Annotated in this window: 14 protein-coding genes and 1 pseudogene; 11 read left to right on the top strand and 4 right to left on the bottom strand. The window is 42.5% G+C overall.

Features of this window, described 5'->3' with window-relative positions; all coding sequences use genetic code 11:
* Positions 1-10 precede the first annotated feature (10 nt).
* The 5 genes and pseudogenes from CJF29_RS21905 to CJF29_RS21885 all read left to right on the top strand — a co-directional run bounded on the left by CJF29_RS21905 (position 11) and on the right by CJF29_RS21885 (position 8,353).
* On the top strand, positions 11-2,302 hold the full coding sequence (locus CJF29_RS21905; RefSeq protein ID WP_099146306.1) for a GH92 family glycosyl hydrolase: 2,292 nt from the start codon (positions 11-13) through the stop codon (positions 2,300-2,302).
* Positions 2,303-2,406: 104 nt separating this feature from the next.
* A pseudogene (locus CJF29_RS21900) lies at positions 2,407-3,768 on the top strand (glycoside hydrolase family 125 protein); the annotation flags it as partial.
* Positions 3,769-3,911: 143 nt separating this feature from the next.
* Complete coding sequence (locus CJF29_RS21895; RefSeq protein WP_087322835.1) at positions 3,912-5,042, top strand: aldose epimerase family protein; 1,131 nt, start codon at positions 3,912-3,914, stop codon at positions 5,040-5,042.
* A gap of 141 nt (positions 5,043-5,183) precedes the next feature.
* Positions 5,184-7,238 carry a beta-L-arabinofuranosidase domain-containing protein gene (locus tag CJF29_RS21890; RefSeq protein ID WP_099146308.1) on the top strand — a complete coding sequence of 685 codons (2,055 nt, stop codon included), beginning with the start codon at positions 5,184-5,186 and terminating at the stop codon, positions 7,236-7,238.
* A 26-nt stretch (positions 7,239-7,264) separates the two neighbouring features.
* A complete protein-coding gene (locus CJF29_RS21885) occupies positions 7,265-8,353 on the top strand; it encodes an acyltransferase (protein WP_074559408.1) in 1,089 nt (362 codons plus the stop codon).
* A 231-nt stretch (positions 8,354-8,584) separates the two neighbouring features.
* On the opposite strand, the gene CJF29_RS21880 is transcribed toward CJF29_RS21885, so the two are convergent.
* Positions 8,585-9,928: a VapE domain-containing protein gene (locus CJF29_RS21880; protein WP_099146309.1), complete on the bottom strand. Its 1,344-nt coding sequence runs from the start codon at positions 9,926-9,928 to the stop codon at positions 8,585-8,587.
* Between the two features lie 333 nt (positions 9,929-10,261).
* Here CJF29_RS21880 and CJF29_RS21875 point away from each other — a divergent pair, with 333 nt between their 5' ends.
* Positions 10,262-10,897: an HU family DNA-binding protein gene (locus CJF29_RS21875; RefSeq protein WP_099146310.1), complete on the top strand. Its 636-nt coding sequence runs from the start codon at positions 10,262-10,264 to the stop codon at positions 10,895-10,897.
* Positions 10,898-11,118: 221 nt separating this feature from the next.
* Here the strand turns inward: CJF29_RS21875 and CJF29_RS21870 are convergent, their stop codons facing one another.
* Positions 11,119-11,586: a hypothetical protein gene (locus CJF29_RS21870; protein ID WP_004299546.1), complete on the bottom strand. Its 468-nt coding sequence runs from the start codon at positions 11,584-11,586 to the stop codon at positions 11,119-11,121.
* A 337-nt stretch (positions 11,587-11,923) separates the two neighbouring features.
* On the opposite strand from CJF29_RS21870, the gene CJF29_RS21865 reads away from it, so the two are divergent.
* Both CJF29_RS21865 and CJF29_RS21860 read left to right on the top strand, forming a co-directional pair.
* Positions 11,924-12,943: a DUF2059 domain-containing protein gene (locus CJF29_RS21865; protein ID WP_099146311.1), complete on the top strand. Its 1,020-nt coding sequence runs from the start codon at positions 11,924-11,926 to the stop codon at positions 12,941-12,943.
* 85 nt (positions 12,944-13,028) lie between these two features.
* Positions 13,029-14,219 (top strand): TlpA disulfide reductase family protein, encoded by a 1,191-nt coding sequence (locus CJF29_RS21860; protein WP_255299337.1) that lies wholly within the window; start codon positions 13,029-13,031, stop codon positions 14,217-14,219.
* Between the two features lie 87 nt (positions 14,220-14,306).
* On the opposite strand, the gene CJF29_RS21855 is transcribed toward CJF29_RS21860, so the two are convergent.
* On the bottom strand, positions 14,307-15,374 hold the full coding sequence (locus CJF29_RS21855; RefSeq protein ID WP_099146313.1) for a M20 family metallo-hydrolase: 1,068 nt from the start codon (positions 15,372-15,374) through the stop codon (positions 14,307-14,309).
* 109 nt (positions 15,375-15,483) lie between these two features.
* On the opposite strand from CJF29_RS21855, the gene CJF29_RS21850 reads away from it, so the two are divergent.
* Positions 15,484-17,298, top strand: coding sequence for an AMP-dependent synthetase/ligase (locus tag CJF29_RS21850; protein ID WP_004305211.1), 1,815 nt, complete (start codon positions 15,484-15,486; stop codon positions 17,296-17,298).
* A gap of 189 nt (positions 17,299-17,487) precedes the next feature.
* Here the strand turns inward: CJF29_RS21850 and CJF29_RS21845 are convergent, their stop codons facing one another.
* Positions 17,488-20,406, bottom strand: coding sequence for a M16 family metallopeptidase (locus CJF29_RS21845; RefSeq protein ID WP_176553116.1), 2,919 nt, complete (start codon positions 20,404-20,406; stop codon positions 17,488-17,490).
* Between the two features lie 99 nt (positions 20,407-20,505).
* On the opposite strand from CJF29_RS21845, the gene prfB reads away from it, so the two are divergent.
* Both prfB and CJF29_RS21835 read left to right on the top strand, forming a co-directional pair.
* Positions 20,506-21,622 (top strand): peptide chain release factor 2 gene (prfB, locus tag CJF29_RS21840; protein WP_143256892.1). Its coding sequence is split into 2 segments (ribosomal slippage): positions 20,506-20,568 and positions 20,570-21,622, totalling 1,116 coding nucleotides; the frame shifts between segments, so codons are not numbered across the junction.
* 454 nt (positions 21,623-22,076) lie between these two features.
* Positions 22,077-23,129, top strand: coding sequence for a porin (locus CJF29_RS21835; protein ID WP_099146316.1), 1,053 nt, complete (start codon positions 22,077-22,079; stop codon positions 23,127-23,129).
* Positions 23,130-23,131 lie beyond the last annotated feature (2 nt).

Here is a 23,131-nt window from a genome sequence, read left to right as displayed (position 1 = left end):
CAAAAATACCATGAAGAAACTAGCTCTATTCGCTTTTACGTTACTTAGTGCATGGGCTATGACTGCAAAAACAATTACCGGACCGGTGGACTATGTTAGTCCGCTGGTTGGTACGCAGTCAAAGCACGCATTATCTACCGGAAATACTTACCCTGCCATTGCGCTGCCTTGGGGAATGAACTTTTGGGTTCCGCAGACTGGTAAAATGGGCGATGGATGGGCGTATACGTATGACGCTGACAAGATCAGAGGATTCAAACAAACCCATCAGCCAAGTCCCTGGATCAATGATTACGGTCAATTTGCCATCATGCCGGTAACCGGTAAGGCAGTATTTAATCAGGATGAGCGTGCCAGTTGGTTCTCTCACAAAGCTGAAACGGCTACTCCTTATTATTACAAGGTATATCTTGCCGATCATGATGTAGTGACCGAAATTGCTCCGACAGAGAGAGCAGCTGCTTTCCGTTTCACTTTCCCCGAAAACGACCACTCTTATGTAGTGGTAGACGCCTTTGATAAAGGTTCGTTTGTGAAAGTAATCCCTTCGGAGAACAAGATTATCGGTTATACCACTAAAAACAGCGGTGGTGTTCCTGCCAACTTTAAGAACTACTTTGTACTGGTATTCGACAAACCGTTTACTTATACGGCTGCCGTAACCAGTGGTGTGATTGACACCAACAAACTGGAAGCGACAGACAATCATGCCGGTGCACTGATCGGTTTCAAAACCCGCAAGGGCGAACAGGTAAATGTGCGTGTGGCTTCCTCTTTTATCAGCCCTGAACAGGCGGAACTGAACTTGAAAGAGCTGGGTACGGACAACATTGAACAGATTGCAGCGAAAGGCCGCAAGGTATGGAACGATGTTTTAGGACGTATTGAAGTGAAAGACGATGATATCGATCATTTGCGTACCTTCTACTCTTGTCTGTATCGTTCAGTATTATTTCCCAGAAGTTTCTACGAGATAGATGCTAAAGGAAACGTGATGCACTACAGCCCTTATAATGGTGAAGTGCTTCCGGGATATATGTTTACCGATACCGGTTTCTGGGATACGTTCCGTTGTCTGTTCCCATTCCTTAACCTGATGTATCCATCCATGAACACAAAGATGCAGGAAGGATTGGTGAACACTTATAAAGAAAGCGGATTCCTGCCGGAATGGGCAAGTCCGGGACACAGAGGTTGTATGGTTGGAAACAACTCCGCTTCCGTAGTTGCCGATGCTTACCTGAAAGGATTGAAAGGATACGATATTGAGACATTGTGGGAAGCCGTGAAACATGGAGCGAATGCAGTACATCCGAATGTTCGTTCTACCGGACGATTAGGACATGAGTATTATAATAAATTGGGATATGTACCTTATAATGTAGGTATTAACGAGAATGCAGCCCGTACACTGGAATATGCATACGATGACTGGTGTATCTATCAATTGGGTAAAGCCTTGAAGAAACCGAAAAAAGAGATTGAAATCTTTGCAAAGCGTGCAATGAATTATAAGAATCTCTACGATCCCGAACACAAACTGATGCGTGGTAAGAATGAAGACGGTACGTTCCAGTCTCCGTTCAATCCGTTGAAGTGGGGGGATGCCTTTACGGAAGGTAATAGCTGGCATTATACCTGGTCGGTATTCCACGATCCTCAAGGTCTGATCGATTTGATGGGTGGTAAAGACGGATTCAACCAGATGATGGATTCTGTATTTATCCTGCCTCCGATTTTCGATGAAAGTTATTATCGAGCCGTTATTCATGAAATCCGTGAAATGCAGATTATGAACATGGGCAACTATGCACATGGCAACCAGCCGATTCAGCACATGCTCTATATGTACAACTATTCCGGCCAACCCTGGAAAGCGCAACATTGGATTCGTGAAGTGATGGACAAACTTTATACTCCTGCTCCCGACGGTTATTGCGGTGATGAGGACAACGGCCAGACTTCTGCCTGGTATGTATTCTCGGCAATGGGATTCTATCCGGTATGTCCGGGTACGGATGAATATGTCTTGGGTACTCCCTACTTCAAGGAGATGAAGCTGCATCTGGAAAACGGAAAGACGGTGACTATCTCCGCTCCGAATAACGGAGACGACAAGCGTTACATTTCATCAATGACATTGAACGGTAAAGAATATACCAAAAACTATCTGACCCATCAGGACCTGTTGAATGGCGCTAGCATTTCTTACAAAATGGATGCGAAACCCAATCAGCAACGTGGTACCAAAGAGTCCGATTTCCCTTATTCTTTCTCTAACGAATTTAAAAAGAAGAAGTAATCATGAAGAAACAGATTAAATATATCAGTGCAGGTATGCTGGCAGGTATGCTTCTCTGTGGCGGGCAGTTACAAGCCTCCAACCGTATGACGGAAATGCATGTATGTCTGGCGGATGCTATTCAGAAAGATAACCGCCCGGAAATATCCAATCGTTTGTTCCGTTCCAATGCGGTAGAGAAGGAGATTCTCCGTGTACAGAAACTTTTGAAGAATGCGAAGTTGGCATGGATGTTTACCAACTGTTTCCCGAATACACTGGATACAACCGTACATTTCCGTAAAGGAAGCGATGGCAAACCGGATACGTTCGTATATACGGGTGATATTCATGCTATGTGGCTACGCGACTCCGGTGCACAGGTATGGCCTTATGTGCAATTAGCTAATGCGGACCCTGAACTGAAAGAAATGCTGGCAGGTGTTATTCTCCGCCAGTTCAAATGTATCAATATCGATCCGTACGCGAATGCTTTTAATGACGGCGCTATTCCTGATGGTCATTGGATGAGTGACCTTACAGACATGAAACCGGAGTTGCACGAACGTAAATGGGAAATTGATTCCTTGTGTTATCCGTTGCGCTTGGCCTATCATTACTGGAAGACTACCGGAGATGCAAGCATATTCAACGAAGAATGGATTCAGGCAATCACTAATGTACTGAAAACATTCAAAGAGCAACAACGCAAAGACGGAGTAGGTCCTTATAAATTCCAACGTAAGACGGAACGTGCACTGGATACTGTGAGCAATGACGGTCTGGGAGCACCGGTGAAACCAGTCGGTTTGATTGTTTCCAGTTTCCGTCCTTCGGACGATGCTACTACGCTTCAATTCCTGGTTCCTTCCAATTTCTTTGCCGTATCTTCTTTGCGTAAGGCAGCCGAGATCCTGGAGAAGGTAAACAAGAAGACAGCTTTGTCTAAAGAATGTAAGGACTTGGCGCAGGAGGTGGAAACAGCTTTAAAGAAATATGCGGTGTATAATCATCCTAAATATGGTAAAATCTATGCATTCGAGGTAGATGGTTTTGGAAATCATCATCTGATGGATGATGCCAATGTGCCGAGTTTGCTTGCGATGCCTTATTTGGGTGATGTGAATGTGAACGATCCGATTTATCAGAATACCCGCCGTTTTGTGTGGAGTGAGGACAATCCTTATTTCTTTAAAGGCAAGGCAGGCGAAGGAATCGGCGGACCGCATATCGGTTACGATATGGTATGGCCGATGAGTATTATGATGAAAGCCTTCACAAGTCAGAATGATGCCGAAATCAAGACTTGCATTAAGATGTTGATGGACACGGATGCTGACACCGGCTTTATGCACGAATCTTTCCATAAGGATAATCCGAAGAAATTTACCCGCGCATGGTTTGCCTGGCAGAATACTCTTTTCGGTGAGTTGATTTTGAAGTTGGTTAATGAAGGAAAGGTAGATTTATTGAATAGTATACAGTAATATGCTGACATAGTAATTTGAACGCGGATAACGCGGGTGATGCGACTCTTTTTCTGATGCAAAATTAGAAAAAACGCGTTATCCGCGTCGTCTGCATCTAAATATGAATAGCTGAAAACTAATATTTAAAAAACAATTGTATCATGAAAAAGTTATGTGTATGGGCAGTTGCCGCCCTTTTAATGGCAGCTTGTACTCCGAAAGCTGAAAAGGCTACAGATTCCGGTTTATTGCAGAGTAAATTCCAGACAGAAGTAGATGGAAAGAAGACTGATTTGTTCACTCTGCGTAACAAGAACAACATGGAAGTTTGTATCACGAACTTCGGTGGACGTATTGTTTCAGTGATGGTTCCCGACAAGGACGGAGTAATGCAGGACGTAGTGCTTGGCTTCGATTCTATTCAGGACTATATCAGCAAACCTTCGGATTTCGGTGCGACTATCGGACGTTATGCCAATCGTATCAATCAGGGACAGTTCACCTTGGATGGGGTAGAATATCAGCTTCCCCGCAATAACTACGGTCATTGTCTGCACGGCGGACCGCAAGGATTCCAATACCGGGTGTTTGATGCAGCATTGTTGAATCCGCAGGAATTACAGTTGACTTACCGTGCAGAAGACGGTGAAGAAGGTTTTCCGGGAAACATCACTTGTAAAGTGTTGATGAAACTGACGGACGATAATGCCATCGATATTCAATACGAAGCGGAAACAGACAAACCGACGATTGTAAATATGACCAACCACTCTTATTTTAATCTTGAAGGCGATGCCGGCAACAACTCCGGTCATTTGTTGATGGTGGATGCGGACTATTATACTCCGGTGGACAGTACCTTCATGACAACTGGCGAGATCGTTCCGGTAGAAGGAACTCCGATGGATTTCCGCACCCCGACTCCGGTAGGCGAACGTATCAACGACTATGATTTCGTACAGCTGAAAAATGGCAATGGTTACGATCACAACTGGGTATTGAACACGAAAGGCGACGTAACTCGTAAATGCGCTTCTTTGAAATCACCGAAGACTGGTATCGTACTCGACGTTTATACTAACGAACCGGGTATTCAGGTATATGCAGGTAACTTCCTCGATGGTTCGCTGACAGGAAAGAAAGGCATTACTTACAACCAACGTGCTTCCGTATGTCTCGAAACACAGAAATATCCGGATACTCCGAACAAACCGGAATGGCCGTCGGCTGTACTTCGCCCGGGCGAAAAGTATACAAGCCAATGTATCTTCAAATTCTCTGTTGATAAATAGGTTATAAAGGCAGTTCATGTCATTGAAGAACGGGTTGTCTGATTAGAGATTATCCGTTCTTTATTTTAATGTAATTTGTTGGTGCTCAATAGGGCTCATAGGGAAATTAGGATGATTTCCGGAAGTAGTAGAATAGACGAAATGAAGAAAAATAAAACGAAAGGACTTTTTGCATCGATAGTGCTTGGAGTGGCGGTTACAGCTTGTGCGTCTGCTTCTTCTAGTGGTACGGTGACGGTAGTGGACCGACCGGACATACAGTCCGTCAATACCAATTATATCGGGTATCGCGCTCCGCTTCGACCGTTGAATTTTATAAAGTTGCCGGTAGGTAGTATTCAGCCTGAAGGCTGGGTGAAGAAGTATCTGGAGTTGCAACGTGACGGTCTGACCGGACATTTGGGAGAAATCAGTGCTTGGCTGGAAAAGGATAATAATGCCTGGTTGACAACCGGTGGCGATCACGGCTGGGAGGAAGTCCCTTACTGGCTCAAAGGGTATGGCAATCTAGCATATATCCTGAATGACCCGAAGATGATTGAAGAAACCAAATATTGGATTGAAGGTGTATTTGCCAGTCGCCAGCCGGATGGCTATTTCGGTCCGGTCAATGAACGTAACGGCAAACGCGAACTTTGGGCACAGATGATTATGCTCTGGTGTCTGCAATCTTATTATGAGTATTCTCAAGATCAGCGTGTCATTGACCTGATGACGAATTACTTCAAGTGGCAGATGACTGTTCCCGATGACCAGCTTCTGGAAGATTATTGGGAGAAAAGCCGTGGCGGTGATAACCTCATCAGTATCTACTGGCTTTACAACCATACTGGGGATGCTTTCCTACTCGAATTAGCCGAGAAGATTCACCGTAACACAGCCGACTGGACGAAATCCACCTCCTTACCTAACTGGCACAATGTAAATATCGCCCAATGTTTCTGTGAACCTGCCACTTATTATATGCAGACCGGAGATTCAGCGATGCTGAAAGCCTCTTATAATGTCCATCATCTGATTCGGCGTACTTTTGGTCAGGTTCCCGGAGGTATGTTCGGTGCGGACGAAAATGCTCGTCTGGGATATATCGATCCCCGACAGGGAGTGGAAACCTGCGGCTTGGTAGAACAAATGGCTTCTGATGAAATCATGCTTTGCATGACAGGAGATCCCATGTGGGCGGAACACTGTGAAGAAGTAGCGTTCAACTCTTATCCGGCTGCCGTGATGCCGGACTTCAAGGCATTGCGTTATATCACTTGTCCGAACCATGCCATCAGTGATTCGAAGAATCATCATCCGGGCATTGACAATCGTGGCCCGTTCCTTTCGATGAATCCTTTCAGCAGTCGTTGCTGCCAACACAACCATGCACAAGGCTGGCCTTACTTCATCGAACATCTGGTATTGGCAACTCCCGATAACGGAGTGGCAACAGCTATTTATGCAGCTTGTAAAGCTACAGTGAAAGTGGGTGACGGCAAGGAAATCACTCTTCACGAAGAGACAAATTATCCTTTTGAAGAAGCTATTGCCTTTACTGTTTCTACCGGTGAAAAGGTCGCTTTTCCGTTCTATCTTCGTATTCCTTCATGGACTCAAAAGGCGGAAGTGCGGGTGAATGGCAAGAAAGTAAGTGCAGCTCCTGTAGCGGGAAAATATCTTTGCATCAATCGTGAGTGGGCGAATGGTGATCGTGTGGAATTGACTCTTCCGATGTCTTTGTCTATGCGTACCTGGCAGGTTAATAAAAACAGCGTAAGCGTAGATTACGGACCTTTGACTTTGTCTCTTAAGATTGCAGAGAAATATGTAGAGAAAGACAGTCGGGAGACAGCTATCGGTGATTCAAAATGGCAGAAAGGTGCTGATTCGAAAAAATGGCCTACTACTGAAATCTATCCGGATAGCCCCTGGAATTATTCATTGGTATTGGATAAGAAAGAACCTTTGAAGAATTTCAAGGTAATCCGTAAATCCTGGCCGACTGACAACTATCCTTTCACGGTAGCCAGTGTACCTTTAGAAGTAAAAGCTATCGGTCGTCCGGTACCTGAATGGAAGATAGACGAAACAGGACTGTGTGGCGTATTGCCGGAAGAAGATGCGGTGAAAGGTGATAAAGAAGAAATAACATTGATCCCCATGGGTGCAGCACGGTTGAGAATCTCTGCGTTCCCGAACACAAAAGAATAAATTAATAACTAGAAAACTTAGAATAAATGAAACGTATTGTTTTTTTAGATTACATCCGTGTGTTTGCATGCTTTCTTGTCATCCTTGTTCATGCCAGTGAGAATTTCTACGGTGCTCCCGGATCCACCGATATGGCAGGCCCGCAGTCTTTTCTAGCGAATGAAGCAGACCGGCTATGGGTATCAGTATACGATGGCTTTTCACGTATGGCAGTACCCCTGTTCATGATAGTTTCCGCCTTCCTGCTTGCACCGATGAAGGAAGAGCAGTCTATGTGGCAATTCTATCGCCAGCGCTGTCTTCGCATCCTTCCACCGTTTTTCATATTCATGATATTGTACAGCACTCTACCTATGTTGTGGGGACAGATAGACGGAGAAACATCTATGAAGGACTTGTCGCGGATATTCCTGAATTTCCCGACGCTAGCCGGACACTTGTGGTTTATGTATCCTCTGATAAGCCTTTATTTGTTTATCCCAATTATATCCCCCTGGTTGAGAAAAGCCACGGCTAAAGAAGAACGTTTCTTTATAGGGCTGTTCGTGTTGTCAACCTGTATGCCTTATCTCAATCGTTGGTGCGGTGAAGTGTGGGGACAATGTTTCTGGAATGAATACCACATGTTGTGGTACTTCTCCGGTTATCTGGGCTATCTTGTTCTGGCACATTACATTCGTGTACACCTTACCTGGAACCGTTCCAAACGTTTCACTATAGGAACTATTTTAATGGTGATCGGTGCTGTATGGACTATTTATTCATTCTATGTGCAGGCTATACCCGGCGAACTCCATTCCACACCTGTAATAGAAATAGGATGGGCTTTCTGTACGATTAACTGTGTGCTTCTCACAACGGGTACATTCCTTATGTTTACATGTATCAAACGTCCGAAAGCTCCCAAGTTGGTGACGGAAACATCGAAACTTAGCTATGGTATGTATCTTATGCACATATTCTGGCTCGGACTGTGGGTGACTGTGTTCAAAGATACATTGGCGCTTCCCACTGTTGCCGCTATACCATGTATCGCAGTGGTTACGTTTATCTGTTGTTTTGTAACAACCAAGATCATTTCGTTTATACCGGGCAGTAAATGGATAGTAGGATAAATATCCGGAAACAAAGTAGCATATACTACTGACTTCAAGCAGATGATCCTAGGCTATAAACAGTAAGATTTTGAATAGAAAATCAGGAATAACTTGGTTATCTATTCAAAATCTTACTGTTTATAGCTTATTTTCCTCTTAATATCCTCTTTCTCTTTTCACCTCTTTCACTCCTTTGTAAACACTTCTTTACCAGTTTTTTACGGGTGAACCCTCCCTCTGTTTGGAGCTTTATGCCGCTTTCATCGGTTTCACCAAATATACATTCCCATATTTGGTATGTTTGCGGGTGACACCTGCCGCAAGCAAAACTTGCGCGAACGTAGCCGGATTACTTCCACGCATGGCAGCGGGGTTATACATTTTCAGTCTTCTGAATATGTCCGAAGCCGAGAGCCGTTCGCTTCCCTCTTCATCATCTTTAGCTATCCGGAAGCAGGCATGAAAGACTTCCTCTGCCGGACACGGATGATAAAAAGCGGCGTTGTGGCGTTGCAGTTCCCGTTCCTCTTCTTTTGTGAACCAGTAGCGGATGCCGGAGAGCAGTTCAGCTTTCAGTTGGGCATAGATCTGATCGTGCATGATACCTTCGCAGTCGATCAAATGTTCTGCTTCAATGCAGATGAATCGCCGGCTACCGGTGGGATCGGTGAGCAAGTCAAAACGGTTGCTTGTACCGATGAAAGAAGCGATGCGCGGCAAGTTGCGGAAATTCTTTTGATAAGCTTTGCAGATATTCAGGTTTGCCATTTGCATCAGATTCTTCAATAATGGCATTTGCTGCGTTCCGTATTTGTCAAATTCATCCATGTTCAGAAGTCCCATTTCGGCAAGTAACCTTTCCGGTTTTCCTTGTGCAGACAGTTTCAGGTTGTCCATGTAATAACGTGACAATGCCGGCGGCATCAGTGCCTTGCAAAATGTGGATTTTTGTCGTCCCTGCTCGCTGCTGACAAGTATGGGGGCTACGCTGTTGGCATGTATTCCCGTCATGCCTAACCATTGGGCGGTGAGTCCCAGCATCCAGGTATGAAAGCTTTTTATCCAGAGCTGATTGTCAGAGACACGCTGCGCCAAAGCCTCCAGTCTGTCTGTCCCATCCCAGCCGGGCAGTTCTTCCATGTAAAGCCGGAAAGGATGGTATTCAGGAATACAAGTGGAATAAATGTAACGGCTCAAGTCTTTATCCCAGCAGGATATGCCCTGGTCGTGTGCTTCCATGCAGAAAGTGTTCAGTTCCCGCTTACTTACAGGTTCGAAAGGAACGGCACGTTTGTTGGCAGGACGATATTCCGTTTCTTCCGTCAATAGGTTGTAACGAAAATCATACTGTTTTTGCAGGAATGTACGTACCTCTTGGGTTAATCGGACCGGTTGTTTGCGTTCTGTCTCTTTCTCCCTTCCAGTAGGTGGTGCAGTGTCCGGCAGGGGAACGGTATATTTAGTTTCATGACATTTTAGCGTTTTCTGTAGCTCTTTGTCTGTTTTCTCAACTGCATCTTCTTTGTTTTCCTTCATTTGAAACAATTTTAGTTCCTTCAATACCTGTCTCCATATCAATGTTATTGCATTCATTATTTTTTCTATTTTTAAGTGATTAAAATCGGTTTATTGTTCAGCGCTGATACTGCGAATGTACTATCGGATGATATCGGTTTGCAAGTATTTCTCCGGAAAAAATATAAATTTCTACTTGACTGAAGAAGGCGGCTTCTTATCGTCCTTTTCTCTATTTTTTATCGTATCTTTGACGAAGAGTTATTGTAGATTCACTTTCGTGGTCCAATCAAATGACAAGAGTGATTTAATTGGATAACGAGTGTGATTTAAATGAACCACGGTAGTGGTTTGATAATAAACTTAAAGTTTTTACATGAAATATATTCACTATCAAAACGTTAACTACTAATGGCTATACTTTACGATTGGTATGAGAATCCCGGTGAGTCCGACGATTCGGAAGAGAAAGGTTTGCATCCCCGCATTTTTTTGAATGGTAAGGTGGGAACGGATAAACTGTGCCGGATGATTCACGGACGCAGTTCGCTTTCCGTAGGTGATGTAAAAAATGCGTTCGAGATGCTTGCCCAGATTTGTGGTGAAGAACTGCGCGAGGGGCGTGAGGTGCATATTGAAGGACTTGGCTATTTTGCTCCAATCTTGCGGAGTACACAAAAAGTGACTCGCAGCACTAAGAACAAATGGTTGAAAATGGAGTTGAAAACAATCGGTTTTCGTCCTGATGCCCGTTTGCGGGGAGAACTTAGAGGTGCCAAAGTCAGCCGGAGCAAGTATGCACGCCATTCGGAATCCTTGTCGGCAGTAGAGATAGATATGCGGCTGAAGGAATATTTCGCAGATCATGACGTAATGCTTCGCTACGATTTTCAGGAGGTATGCTGCATGACACGGACTACGGCGAATCGTCATCTCCGGCGATTGCTGGAAGAAGGTAAATTGAAAAATATCGGCAAACGTATGCAGCCGATTTATGTGGCTTCAGCAGGTTATTACGGGGTGTCTCGTGATGTGCTCCGGCGGTAAGCGGAACTATTTGAAGTGTGTAGGTGAAACCTTTGAAAGTAGGATGGAAGGGCTTTTCATGGTCGCTTTCACCCGCTTTCCTGCTTTGGGTGGAGGTTTCAGGAAGAAGGTGAAAGCGGTGAAGGATGTAGTCTTATAGATGATTTACTTTCATTGTTTGATTGAATAGTAAGGCTTTTTTAGTTATCTGTTAAATTGATAATATATCTGCTTAGAGGGGATTATTTAATAGCATCGAACTTCAGTGTCCCGTTTACGTCGATAATTTTCAAAGTACGGTTACCCTTTATTCCCATATCAATGAAATTGACCTTGTATAAACCATTTCCCAATGCAGTTACTGATGTTACTTTAGATATGTCGCTTGGTCCGTCTTGCATACCTGTTCGGAAGTTCCATATCGCATATCCTTCGCCGTCATACTCGTAGTTATCTTTCAGCTGCTTTTGCAATTTGGCTGTACAATGCTTTTTTACTGCCGGAACATAATTCTTTGCTCCAAAAACGTAGTTTGCGTAGAAATCTTTGATGAACTGAATGGTTTTGGTATTGTCCACTTTAGGTGATTGTAGAATAATGGCAGTCCCATTGGCGAGAACAGCCTCATTGTCGAGACAACAAGCTTGAATTTGTATGGGTTGTAGGGCAAATCCTAGATGAATGATATATAAAAATAAAATCTTTTTCATATTCGTATATTATGTATTTTAAAAGTCTTATGTAGATTTAGCGACCTATTGCAAAGATAGCGTTAATTACGAAAAATGAACGAAGTATGTGAGAAAAAGATAATAATATCATATCAAAAGATGAAATGAATTGTTCAAAGCCATTTTGATAAGAGAGGGGGATGAATGTTATAATTAGGGATGAATAGGGGATATTTCGTTTATCTATACATTGCAGGGCAGCCGGATAGTAGCCTCATTGATTGTACTATTCTATTAAATGATATAGATTTAATGTGTATCTTTGTAGGAAATGCAAAATAAAATATGGAATCAAAATAAATAAAATCAGATAATTATGAAAAACATTTTCCTTCCCAAAGTAATGATGTGCATAATTGCACTGTTTACTTTAATTTTACCAGCTTCTGCACAAAAAACAAATGCGACAGATGAGTACAAAGAAACGTTGAAAAAGATTATGGTACTTTCCGGTGCTTCGGCTACTACGGATGACTTTCTCCAGAGATTATCATCTATAATGAAATTGAATGCGCCGAAAAAGGATGAGGCTTATTGGAATGAGTTCTCTAAGAACTGGAAAGAGAAAGTAGAAAATAAGGTGTTTGAAATGTATATGCCTGTTTATGAGAAGCATTTAACATTGGAAGAATTAAAAGCTGTTGCTGCATTTTATGAATCTCCCGTAGGTAAAAAATATAAAGAGGCTTCATTGGTTGTTATGCGTGAGACAACGCCGTTGTTAGTGCAGCAACTCCATACAGAGATGTCCAAAGAGGTAATGCCGGAGAAAAGTGAACGAGTAAAAAGAGGTGAACAGCGGTTGAAAGAATATGAGCAAAAGCAGAAGCGTGATAAAGAATTATATGCACAAGCCTATATGCTTCCAAGCGATAGTCTAGTTATAGTTCCTGAAGAAGTGTATGAGAAAGCGTATGAGAATGGGAGGTCTACAACTCCTTCTTTATATTCGATTGAAAGGAGAAAGAATGATACTAAAGTGACATTCATACAACCTATTTATTGGGACTGGCAATGGTTGTATTATAGTCCGGGATTTAAGATTATCGATAAGAAAAGTGGCGATGAGTATAATGTACGAGGATATGATGGTGGAGCTCCGATGGGTAGGCTGTTGGCTGTCAAAGGATTTAATCATAAATATATTTATATCAGTCTTTTATTCCCGAAACTGAAGAAGAGTGTGAAAGAAATAGATATTCTTGAGTTGCCGCACAAAAAAGATAAAGAACAGTTGCCTTCTAATGATGATGGAAAGTCTAAATCATATTTTAATGTAAAGGTGAAGGATTATCAGGTCGTTTCCGATAAGAAAAATAAGAAGATCTATTATTAGTTCAAATGATTATTAGAATTTGAAATGACAATAGCGGGTATTGAACATGAGTGTGAACTGTTTTTTTGATATAAACTTATTCCGTATGAGAAAACGAATTATGATTTTATGCACGTTTTGTGCTATTGCTATATTTTCTTCTGCCCAAGAGAAATTCTCTATCCGAGGTATTGCTGATGAGGAATTGAATAATCAATTGTTGTATTTATGCCTGATGGGAGATGGAGAGCAAGCTAAAGAAGTCGTTTGGGACAGTACAACAGTGGAAAAAGGTAAGTTCTCTTTTTCTGGTGTACATCAGATGCCGGATATTGCAATCATCAAGGATATGGATGGAGAAACCTATCCGTTGATTTTCGAAAAAGGAGAAATATCAGTAAATATTGCTGCGAATAAGAGAGGGGGAACGCCTCTAAATGATTCATTGAATATAGCTTTAAATCGTATGCAGCTAATAATGGATAATATGTTGAAAACATCAGATAGTATTTATAAGTTAATGACTGGAATGAAATCTGAAGAATTTGCTGATAAGATGGTGAATGATACTGCATTTAGAGCAAGATATGATAAAATAGAGAAGAAATTTCTTGCACAAATGGATTCAGTATCACATTGTATAAAGGATTATAAGAATAGTATAGTGGGGGTATATCTTTTCTCCGTTGGAGGTATGATGATGCCTTTTGATGATATGAAGATTCTGATGAAAGAAGCTTCGCCTATGTTTTCACAAAATAATTTGGTGAGAAATATTGTGGAAAAGAAGAACCAAGCAGAGCTCCGAATGAAGGCGGAACTTGAAAATAAAATGACTCCGGAACAGCGTGAAGAACAAAAGAAACGGCAGGAGATGGATGCCAAGATAAAGATTGGCGAACGTTTTCCGGATGCTAAAGTGAAAGACAATGCTGGCAACATGAAGCTCTTGTCTGATTATGTGGGTAAGGGAAAATATGTCTTGATTGACTTTTGGGCTTCATGGTGTGGACCTTGCCGGCATGAAATGCCCAATGTGAAAGCTGCTTATGAAAAATATGCTTCTAAGGGATTTGAGGTGATTAGCATATCCACAGATCGGAAACTGAAACCTTGGCGGGCTGCTGTTGAAGAACTTGGAATGAATTGGGTACAATTGTTGGATGTGGATGCTTCTGATATATATGGTATCTATGCTATACCCAGAACTTTCCTTGTAGATCCTACGGGAATTGTTATAGACAAAAATTTAAGGGGTGAAAAACTGGAGGAAGCTTTATCGAAGTTGTTTGAATAATCGTTGCTTTGTTTTTATTGTATGGGTGAATTGATAGTTGAGAACTATATAATAGGATAACAATTATCAATTCACCAATGACTTTTATTAAATCAGAAGTCCGTCCAATAACTCTAAATAAAGTCCGATAGCTTCTTCTATTTCTTTTAACATGATATATTCTTCTGCCGTGTGTGAACGTGACGAACGGCCCGGACCAATTTTTACCGATGGGAAGGACATTAGTGCCTGGTCGGACAATGTTGGAGAACCCAAAGGAACGCGTCCTAACTTCATAGCTTTCTGTACAAATGGGTGCTTTTCGTCAATTCGTGAAGAATTGAGGCGGAATGAACGAGCTTGGGCTTCACAGGAAATATGCTTTTTGATTTCAGCAAACAATTCTTCATTTGAGTAAAGCTCGTTACTCCGGACATCGACGATGAAAGTACATTTATCGGGAATCACATTGTGTTGTGTACCGGCATTGATAACAGTGACACTCATCTTCACGGGACCCAACAAGGGTGACTCTTTCTCAAAACGATAGTCACGGAACCAGGCAATATCATCTAATACTTTGTAAATAGCATTGTCTCCTTCATTACGCGCTGCGTGTCCCGCCTTACCTGTGGCAGTAACATCTAGTACCATTAATCCCTTCTCGGCAATGGCAGGTTGCATCTCTGTAGGTTCACCTACTATGGCGAACGAAACAGGAGGGAGCCCCTGTAATACACTCTCAATTCCATCTTTACCTGAAACTTCTTCTTCGCAAGAGGCCAGATAAATCAGATTATATTTCTGTGAAGTGCGACATAGTTGCAGGAACACCTGTAATAACGAAACAACGCTGGCACCGGCATCGTTACTTCCTAATCCATATAACTTACCGTTTTCTTCACGTGGAGTGAACGGATCTTTCCGCCAACCGTTAACAGGTTTCACTGTGTCTATGTGGGAGTTAAGTAAAATAGTCGGCTTCTTCAGATCAAACATCGGACTAAAGCACCATACATTGTTTCCTTTACGTCCCGTCTGCATACCTGCCATTTCAATATAGTTTTGCAGGAAATCCGCAGCTTGGGTTTCTTCCCGGCTGATTGAAGGAATACTAATCAGTGATTTAAGCAGGCTTACAGCCTCTGTTGTCATATACGGAATATCATATTTCATAGTGCAAATCTTTTATCTATACCTTAATATTTGCACAAAGATAGTCGTTTTGAGCAATAGTTTCAAATAAAACTAATACCTTTGTACCATATTTACTAATACAAAGAGTATGACTTATCATCATTTATCTGTCCTGGTCCATCGTCAGGCCGAAAAATATGGCGACAAGGTAGCCTTAAAATACCGTGACTATGAGACAGCTCAATGGATTCCTATTTCATGGAAGCAGTTCTCCGGAACAGTACGGCAAGCAGCTAATGCTTTCGTGGCATTGGGAGTGGAAGAACAAGAGAATATCGGTATATTTTCACAGAATAAACCCGAATGGTTCTATGTAGACTTTGGTGCATTTGCCAACCGGGCGGTTACCATTCCGTTTTATGCAACGAGTTCACCTGCGCAGGCGCAATATATCATTAATGATGCGCAGATTCGTTTTCTTTTTGTCGGTGAGCAATACCAGTATGATGCCGCTTTCAGTATCTTTGGTTTCTGTTCTTCTTTGCAACAACTGATAATCTTTGACCGTTCGGTGGTAAAAGACCCTCGTGACGTATCATCTATCTATTTTGATGAATTTATGGCGACGGGAGAGGGATTGCCTCATAATGATACGGTAGAAGAACGTACGGAGCGGGCTTCTTATGATGACTTGGCAAATATTCTCTATACTTCCGGCACAACGGGGGAACCGAAAGGGGTTATGCTTCATCATTCTTGTTATCTGGAACAGTTTCATACACATGATGACCGTTTGACGACGATGTCGGATAAGGATGTATCGATGAACTTCCTTCCATTAACACACGTGTTTGAGAAAGCATGGTGTTATCTCTGTATTCATAAAGGAGTGCAGATTTGTATCAATCTCCGTCCGGCAGATATACAAACAACCATTAAGGAAATTCGCCCGACACTGATGTGCAGTGTTCCCCGTTTTTGGGAGAAGGTGTATGCAGGGGTACAGGAAAAAATAAACGAAACAACCGGGTTGAAGAAGGCACTGATGCTGGATGCTATCCGGGTAGGTAGAATCCATAATCTGGATTATCTGCGTCTGGGAAAGACTCCTCCGGTGATGAATCAACTGAAATATAAGTTTTACGAAAAGACTATCTATTCTTTGCTGAAAAAAACAATCGGTATTGAGAATGGTAACTTTTTCCCGACTGCCGGTGCTGCCGTTCCCGATGAGATTAATGAATTCGTTCATTCGGTAGGAATCAATATGGTGGTAGGATATGGACTGACGGAATCTACGGCTACTGTATCTTGTACACTGCCGGTTGGCTATGATATCGGTTCGGTAGGTGTTGTACTGCCGGGGATTGAAGTGAAAATCGGTGAAGACAATGAAATCCTGCTTCGGGGTAAGACGATCACAAAAGGCTATTACAAAAAAGCGGAAGCCACAGCTGCCGCTATTGAGCCGGATGGCTGGTTCCATACAGGTGATGCCGGTTACTTTAAAAATGGACAGCTTTTCCTGACGGAACGTATTAAAGATTTATTCAAAACATCAAACGGCAAATACGTCGCTCCGCAAGCTTTGGAAACGAAGTTGGTCATTGACCGTTATATCGACCAGATTGCCATTATCGCCGATCAACGTAAGTTTGTCTCGGCTCTGATTGTTCCTGTATATGGATTTGTGAAAGAGTATGCCAAAGAAAAGGGTATTGAATATAAGGATATGACGGAACTGTTGCAGCATCCGAAGATTGTAGGATTGTTCCGTGCCCGGATCGATACACTTCAGCAACAATTTGCGCACTATGAACAAATCAAACGTTTCACTTTACTGCCTGAGCCATTCAGCATGGAACGTGGAGAATTGACTAATACACTGAAACTGAAACGGGCGGTGGTTGCCAAGAATTATAGTGAGCAGATAGAGAAGATGTACGAAGAAAGTGAGAAATAGGCGATAAGCGGTTTATCGTTAAAAATGAAACGATAAACCGTAAATGATAAATCGGAAACAATAAAGAGTGTATTGGAGCTCTCTTTAAAAGTATTACCCCTGTTACAGTTCAATTTGTAACAGGGGTAAACTTTGTGTTTAGGGGGGGCTTTGACACCTGCTAATTATTTATGGCCGGTTCGTTTCTTTTTAGTATCCGAAAATCTGTTCTTGGGTCAATTCTTCAATAGGACCTACAGCTTTCAATTTATCCAGCTCCAAATCTTTCTTATCTCCCAGGATGCAATAAACATACGTACGTCCTTTTACCCATTGCTTTTGGAAATCGACAATATCTTTTAGCGACATGTTCTGTATGTCGTTGTAGAGCTTGATGCGCGGGTCTACGTTTTGCCCTAAATCTTGTGCATTGATATAACTCCAGATAATGTCACCTTTGATGATACGTTCGGTGCGCAGACGGTTGGTTAATCCGTCTTTAGCCAGTTTGAAAGCAGCTTCGGATTCCGGCATATTATTGATGATGTCATTAAATGTAGTGACGGCATCAATCATTTTGTCGTTTTGCGTGGCAATCTGTGTACGTAGTACATAGGGATACTTCAAGTAGCTCGGCGGCATTATGCTAGCCCAGGCGGAATAAGCCAATCCACGTGTTTCACGCATTTCCTGGAAGACGATAGAGTTCATGCCCCCTCCGAAGTATTCATCATATAATGCGCGGATAGGTTCAATGGCAGGATCATACTTCTTATCGAGATTGGATATCTGTGCCATGTATATTTGCTTGGCGTCATAAGGAGCTACTAGAACTTTAGTAACGGGAGTTTCGAGATAAGCATACTCGTTTCCGGCAGGAATATCCTTCAGGGCTGCCGGAACCTGATGATATTGGTTGATGGTAGCCAGTAAATCTTTGCTGCTGCTTGGGCCGTAGTATAAAATACGGTGCTTGTAGCTGTTCTGATTGTGAATCCGGTCTACCAGTTCCTGTGGATTCATATTTGTCAGTTCCGCCTCCGTCAGTAGATTGGTGGCAGGGGATTTGGGACCGTACATGGCAAAGCTCATCAAACGGGAGAAGTTCTGTCCCTGATTCAGTTTGGCGTCCGAACGGGCTTTCAGTATATCGCTGGTCATATTAGTATAGGCTTCCTTATTAACCTGCGCATCTGCCAGTAGCTTTTCGAATAATTGTACGGCAGCAGGCATATTCTCATTCAGTCCGGAAAGTACGACATACGTGCGTTCGTTACCCGGAGAAACATAGAAAGTACAAGCCAGGCGATAGAATTCACTTTTCAGTTCTTCCGGTGTCATGTCCGAAGTACCGAGATATTCGAGATAATCGAATGCTGTTCCCAAAGCTTTGTCATGGTTGTTTCCCATATCAAAGACATAAATCAATTGGAACAGGTCATTGGCTACATTCTGCTTGTAAAGAACCGGAATATCCGATTTTGCCTTTAATTGGCTCATATCCTTTTGATAGTCGAGGAACACAGGCTCAATCGGTTTAACTGCGCTTTCCTGTACCTCCACAAGGAACGGACTGGCTACATCACGATTGGTTATGATAGGAGTAATCTCCGGTTTCGTCATCTTCTTTTCGTTCGGGTCTTTTCCTTGCTTTTTGTAGATAACGGCATAATTATCTTCTTTCAGGTATTTGTTGGCGAACGCTACGATGTCTTCTTTGGTCAGTTTGGCCATGCGGTCGATGGCAGTAACTTCATTTTTCCAGTCTGTGCCGTTAATAAATGAGTTGACAAACATATCGGCACGTCCTTCGTTGCTTTCCATGTTTTGCAGTTCACCGAGTTTGAAATTGTTGATGTTCGCTTCCAGCATTTTCTCGTCGAACTCTCCGGCACGGAGCTTCTTGATTTCGCTGAGTAGCAAGTCTTTTACCTCTTCCAGTGTTTGTCCTTGTTTGGGAAGTCCTCCTAACAGCAATGCAGAGTAATCTGCCAGTCCCATCGGGTAACCGTAGCTATTCAACACTTTCTGCTGCTGGTTCAGGTCAAGGTCGATAAGTCCTGCCTTTCCATTGTATAATACTTGCGAAACGACTTGCAGGATTTCAAAGTCTTTGTCGGATACACCGGGGAATCTCCAAGCCAGTGCAACGCTTTCGGCATCCGGACCTAACACCTCTTTTACAACAGGTTGCGTGATTGGCGCCTCTTTCGGCAAGTCCAGTTTCGGAAGTTCCGGATTGGGTTTCAATCCACCAAAATATTTATCGATTAATGCAATCGTTGCATCCGGGTCTAAATCGCCGGACATACAGATTGCCATATTATTAGGCACGTACCATTGTTTATAGTAGTTCTTAATGTTCGTGATAGAAGGATTCTTCAGGTTCTCCTGTGTACCTAACACAGTCTGCGTTCCATAAGGATGCTTGGGGAAAAGAGAAGAAAAAATAGCTTCCTGCACTTTGCTGTTGTCACGGGTGAGTGACATATTTTTCTCTTCATATACAGCTTCCAATTCAGTATGGAAACCACGAATCACATTGTTTTCAAAACGATCTGCCTGAATCTTCGCCCAGTTTTCTATCTGGTTGGAAGGAATGTCTTCCTGATAGACCGTCTGGTCATACCAGGTATAAGCATTGCTGCCGGTAGATCCGATGGCTGCCATTAATTTGTCATATTCATTAGGGATAGCATACTTGGAAGCTTCGTAAGAAAGGCTGTCGATGGTGTGGTAGATCGCCTTACGTTCCGCTTCATCTGTAGTCTTACGATAAATTTCGAACTGTTGTTCGATTGCATCCAGCAGAGGCTTTTCGGTCGCGTAGTCTTGTGTGCCAAACTTGTCGGTGCCTTTAAACATCAGATGTTCGAAATAATGGGCAAGTCCCGTCGTTTCTGCCGGGTCATTCTTCCCGCCCACTCTTACTGCGATAAATGTTTGTATGCGCGGAGTTTCCTTGTTTACGGTGAGGTAAACCTTTAGTCCGTTGTCCAGTGTGTAAATGCGGGCTTTTAGCGGGTCATTGGGCACTGTTTCGTAGCTATACTTCTTTTGTGAGCTACAGCTGCAAATCACTAATGCCAGGAAGAGTGATAAGCAAGAAAGTTTCAATCGTTTGTTCATGATATGACAACATTTTAATAACAAAAACAAAGGTAGCAGAATTTTGCTTATCTTTGTCCCCGATATCTGAAATTTGTAAATAATAAAATTGTAAATCAAATGATTACTATTGAACAACTTAAAGACGTGAAAGAGCGCACTGATGCGCTGAGGAGGTATCTTTGACATCGACGGGAAGAAAATTCAAGTCGAAGAAGAGCAATTAAGAACACAAGCTCCGGGATTCTGGGATGACCAGAAGAGAGCCGAAGCTCAAATGAAACTGGTGAAAGACCTGCAAAAGTGGATTGAGGGTTACAACGAACTCAAAACGCTGGCAGACGAACTCGAACTGGCATTTGATTTCTATAAAGAAGAACTGGTGACTGAGGAAGATGTAGATGCTGCTTATGCAAAAGCCAGTGAGGCGGTAGAGGCACTCGAACTCAAAAATATGCTTCGTGATGAAGCCGACCAGATGGATTGTGTGCTGAAAATCAATTCAGGTGCCGGTGGTACGGAAAGTCAGGACTGGGCTTCCATGCTGATGCGTATGTATCTGCGTTATGCCGAGACGAACGGTTATAAAGCTACCATTGCCAACCTTCAGGAAGGGGATGAAGCCGGAATCAAGACCTGTACTATCAATATCGAAGGTGACTTTGCTTATGGTTATTTGAAAGGAGAGAACGGTGTGCACCGTTTGGTCCGTGTTTCTCCCTACAATGCGCAGGGTAAACGTATGACCTCTTTTGCTTCTGTGTTTGTTACTCCGTTGGTAGATGACAGTATTGAAGTTAATATTTTGCCTGCCAATATCTCTTGGGATACGTTCCGAAGCGGTGGTGCCGGTGGACAGAATGTGAATAAGGTGGAGTCCGGTGTCCGTTTGCGTTATCAGTATAAAGACCCTTATACCGGTGAGGAAGAAGAAATCCTGATCGAGAATACCGAAACCCGTGACCAACCGAAGAACCGTGAGAATGCAATGCGTCAGTTACGTTCTATCTTATATGATAAGGAACTGCAGCACCGTATGGCAGAACAGGCGAAGGTGGAAGCCGGTAAGAAGAAAATCGAATGGGGTTCTCAAATCCGAAGCTACGTATTTGATGACCGTCGTGTGAAAGACCACCGTACCAACTATCAAACCTCGGATGTGAACGGCGTGATGGATGGCAAAATAGATGGTTTTATCAAAGCTTATTTGATGGAGTTTTCTTCACAAGAATCATAAAAAATAAAATTAGCAAGAGTTATTTTTGGAAAGTTAATAGATTTGTACTTACTTTGTTAGCGTTGAACTTTAAAGCTAACTATTATGGGTAAGGTGAAGAAAAAAGTAGCAATTAGTAAGAAAGAAGAAGAACAAGCCCAGAAGGTTGTCAAAATAGTGTTCGTCTCATTAATTATTTTGGCATTGATTATGCTGATCGCATTTTCCTTTTTCGGCTGATAAGTTCGCCACAAATTATACGGTTAACCCAGATTGTTTGGTTATTGATAGGATAAATATCAAATCCGATCTGTGTTAATCTGCGTAATTTGTGGCGAACTCTTTGTTTTGTAATGCATTTGTGTTCTCTGTAATATAAATGTAACTTTTTTGTCATTTTCCCGTAGTTAATTTGTCATCTCCGTGTATCCTCACAGTTGTACTTTTGCCGTGAATTTAGTAGCAGACAACTGAAATGAGTAGAATCACAACAACCGTCGTTATGCTTTTGCTGGCGACAATGGCCTTTGGACAGGCAAAAGAAGATGCAGGGGATGGTAAGATGCTGGATAAGCAGACCATGGAGTTTAAGGATTATCTGCCGGAGATTCACGGAACAATCCGGGGAAAGTACGAATACCAGACAGAAACAAGTGAAAGCCGTTTTGAAGTACGTAATGCACGCTTCAGTGTTTCGGGAAATGTGCATCCGATAGTTGCTTATAAAGCGGAAATCGACCTTTCCGATGAAGGCTCTATCAAGATGCTCGATGCGTATGCACGTATTTTTCCGGTGAAAGACCTGAATTTTACGATTGGTCAGATGCGCGTTCCTTTCACAATAGACGCTCACCGTTCACCACATCAACAGTATTTTGCAAATCGCTCATTCATAGCTAAACAAGTAGGAAATGTGCGTGACGTTGGTTTTACGGCTGGCTATACGAATAAAGGTGGCTTCCCTTTTATCCTTGAAGGAGGATTATTTAACGGCTCCGGTTTGACCAATCAAAAGGAATGGCACAAAACGCTGAATTATTCCATAAAAGCACAGCTATTACCTAATAAGAACTGGAATCTGACACTCAGCACCCAAATGATAAAACCGGAAAATGTGCGTATTAATATGTATGATGCCGGTATTTATTATCAGAATGATCGTTTTCATATTGAAGCGGAATATTTATATAAAATGTACGGGCATGAAACATTCAAAGATGTTCATGCAGTGAATAGCTTTATTAATTACGATTTGCCATTGAAAAAGGTATTCAATAAAATTTCTTTCCTGGCTCGCTATGATATGATGACCGACCATAGTGATGGCAAAATGGATGAAACGACAAAAGCCCTGATTATAAATGATTATGCTCGCCATCGTGTGACAGGTGGAATCACATTAAGTCTTTCCAAAGCCTTCATTGCCGACCTCCGGCTGAATTTCGAAAAATATTTCTATAAGAACTCCGGAATCCCTAAAGAATCGGAACGGGATAAAATCGTGATTGAATTCATGACGAGATTCTAAAT

Origin of the sequence: Bacteroides celer (assembly GCF_002632415.2) — a bacterium.
Lineage (GTDB): Bacteria > Bacteroidota > Bacteroidia > Bacteroidales > Bacteroidaceae > Bacteroides.
This window is presented reverse-complemented; position numbering and strand designations above follow the sequence as displayed.

Bases quoted from the DNA above. Each gene is read 5' to 3' on its own strand.
- CJF29_RS21850 (WP_004305211.1), top strand. From the start codon at position 15,484: ATGACTTATCATCATTTATCTGTCCTGGTCCATCGTCAGGCCGAAAAA.
- CJF29_RS21890 (WP_099146308.1), top strand. From the start codon at position 5,184: ATGAAGAAAAATAAAACGAAAGGACTTTTTGCATCGATAGTGCTTGGA.
- CJF29_RS21855 (WP_099146313.1), bottom strand. From the start codon at position 15,374: ATGAAATATGATATTCCGTATATGACAACAGAGGCTGTAAGCCTGCTT.
- CJF29_RS21845 (WP_176553116.1), bottom strand. From the start codon at position 20,406: ATGAACAAACGATTGAAACTTTCTTGCTTATCACTCTTCCTGGCATTA.
- CJF29_RS21895 (WP_087322835.1), top strand. From the start codon at position 3,912: ATGAAAAAGTTATGTGTATGGGCAGTTGCCGCCCTTTTAATGGCAGCT.
- CJF29_RS21870 (WP_004299546.1), bottom strand. From the start codon at position 11,586: ATGAAAAAGATTTTATTTTTATATATCATTCATCTAGGATTTGCCCTA.
- CJF29_RS21860 (WP_255299337.1), top strand. From the start codon at position 13,029: ATGAGAAAACGAATTATGATTTTATGCACGTTTTGTGCTATTGCTATA.
- CJF29_RS21835 (WP_099146316.1), top strand. From the start codon at position 22,077: ATGAGTAGAATCACAACAACCGTCGTTATGCTTTTGCTGGCGACAATG.
- CJF29_RS21865 (WP_099146311.1), top strand. From the start codon at position 11,924: ATGAAAAACATTTTCCTTCCCAAAGTAATGATGTGCATAATTGCACTG.
- CJF29_RS21905 (WP_099146306.1), top strand. From the start codon at position 11: ATGAAGAAACTAGCTCTATTCGCTTTTACGTTACTTAGTGCATGGGCT.
- CJF29_RS21875 (WP_099146310.1), top strand. From the start codon at position 10,262: ATGGCTATACTTTACGATTGGTATGAGAATCCCGGTGAGTCCGACGAT.
- CJF29_RS21880 (WP_099146309.1), bottom strand. From the start codon at position 9,928: ATGAATGCAATAACATTGATATGGAGACAGGTATTGAAGGAACTAAAA.
- CJF29_RS21885 (WP_074559408.1), top strand. From the start codon at position 7,265: ATGAAACGTATTGTTTTTTTAGATTACATCCGTGTGTTTGCATGCTTT.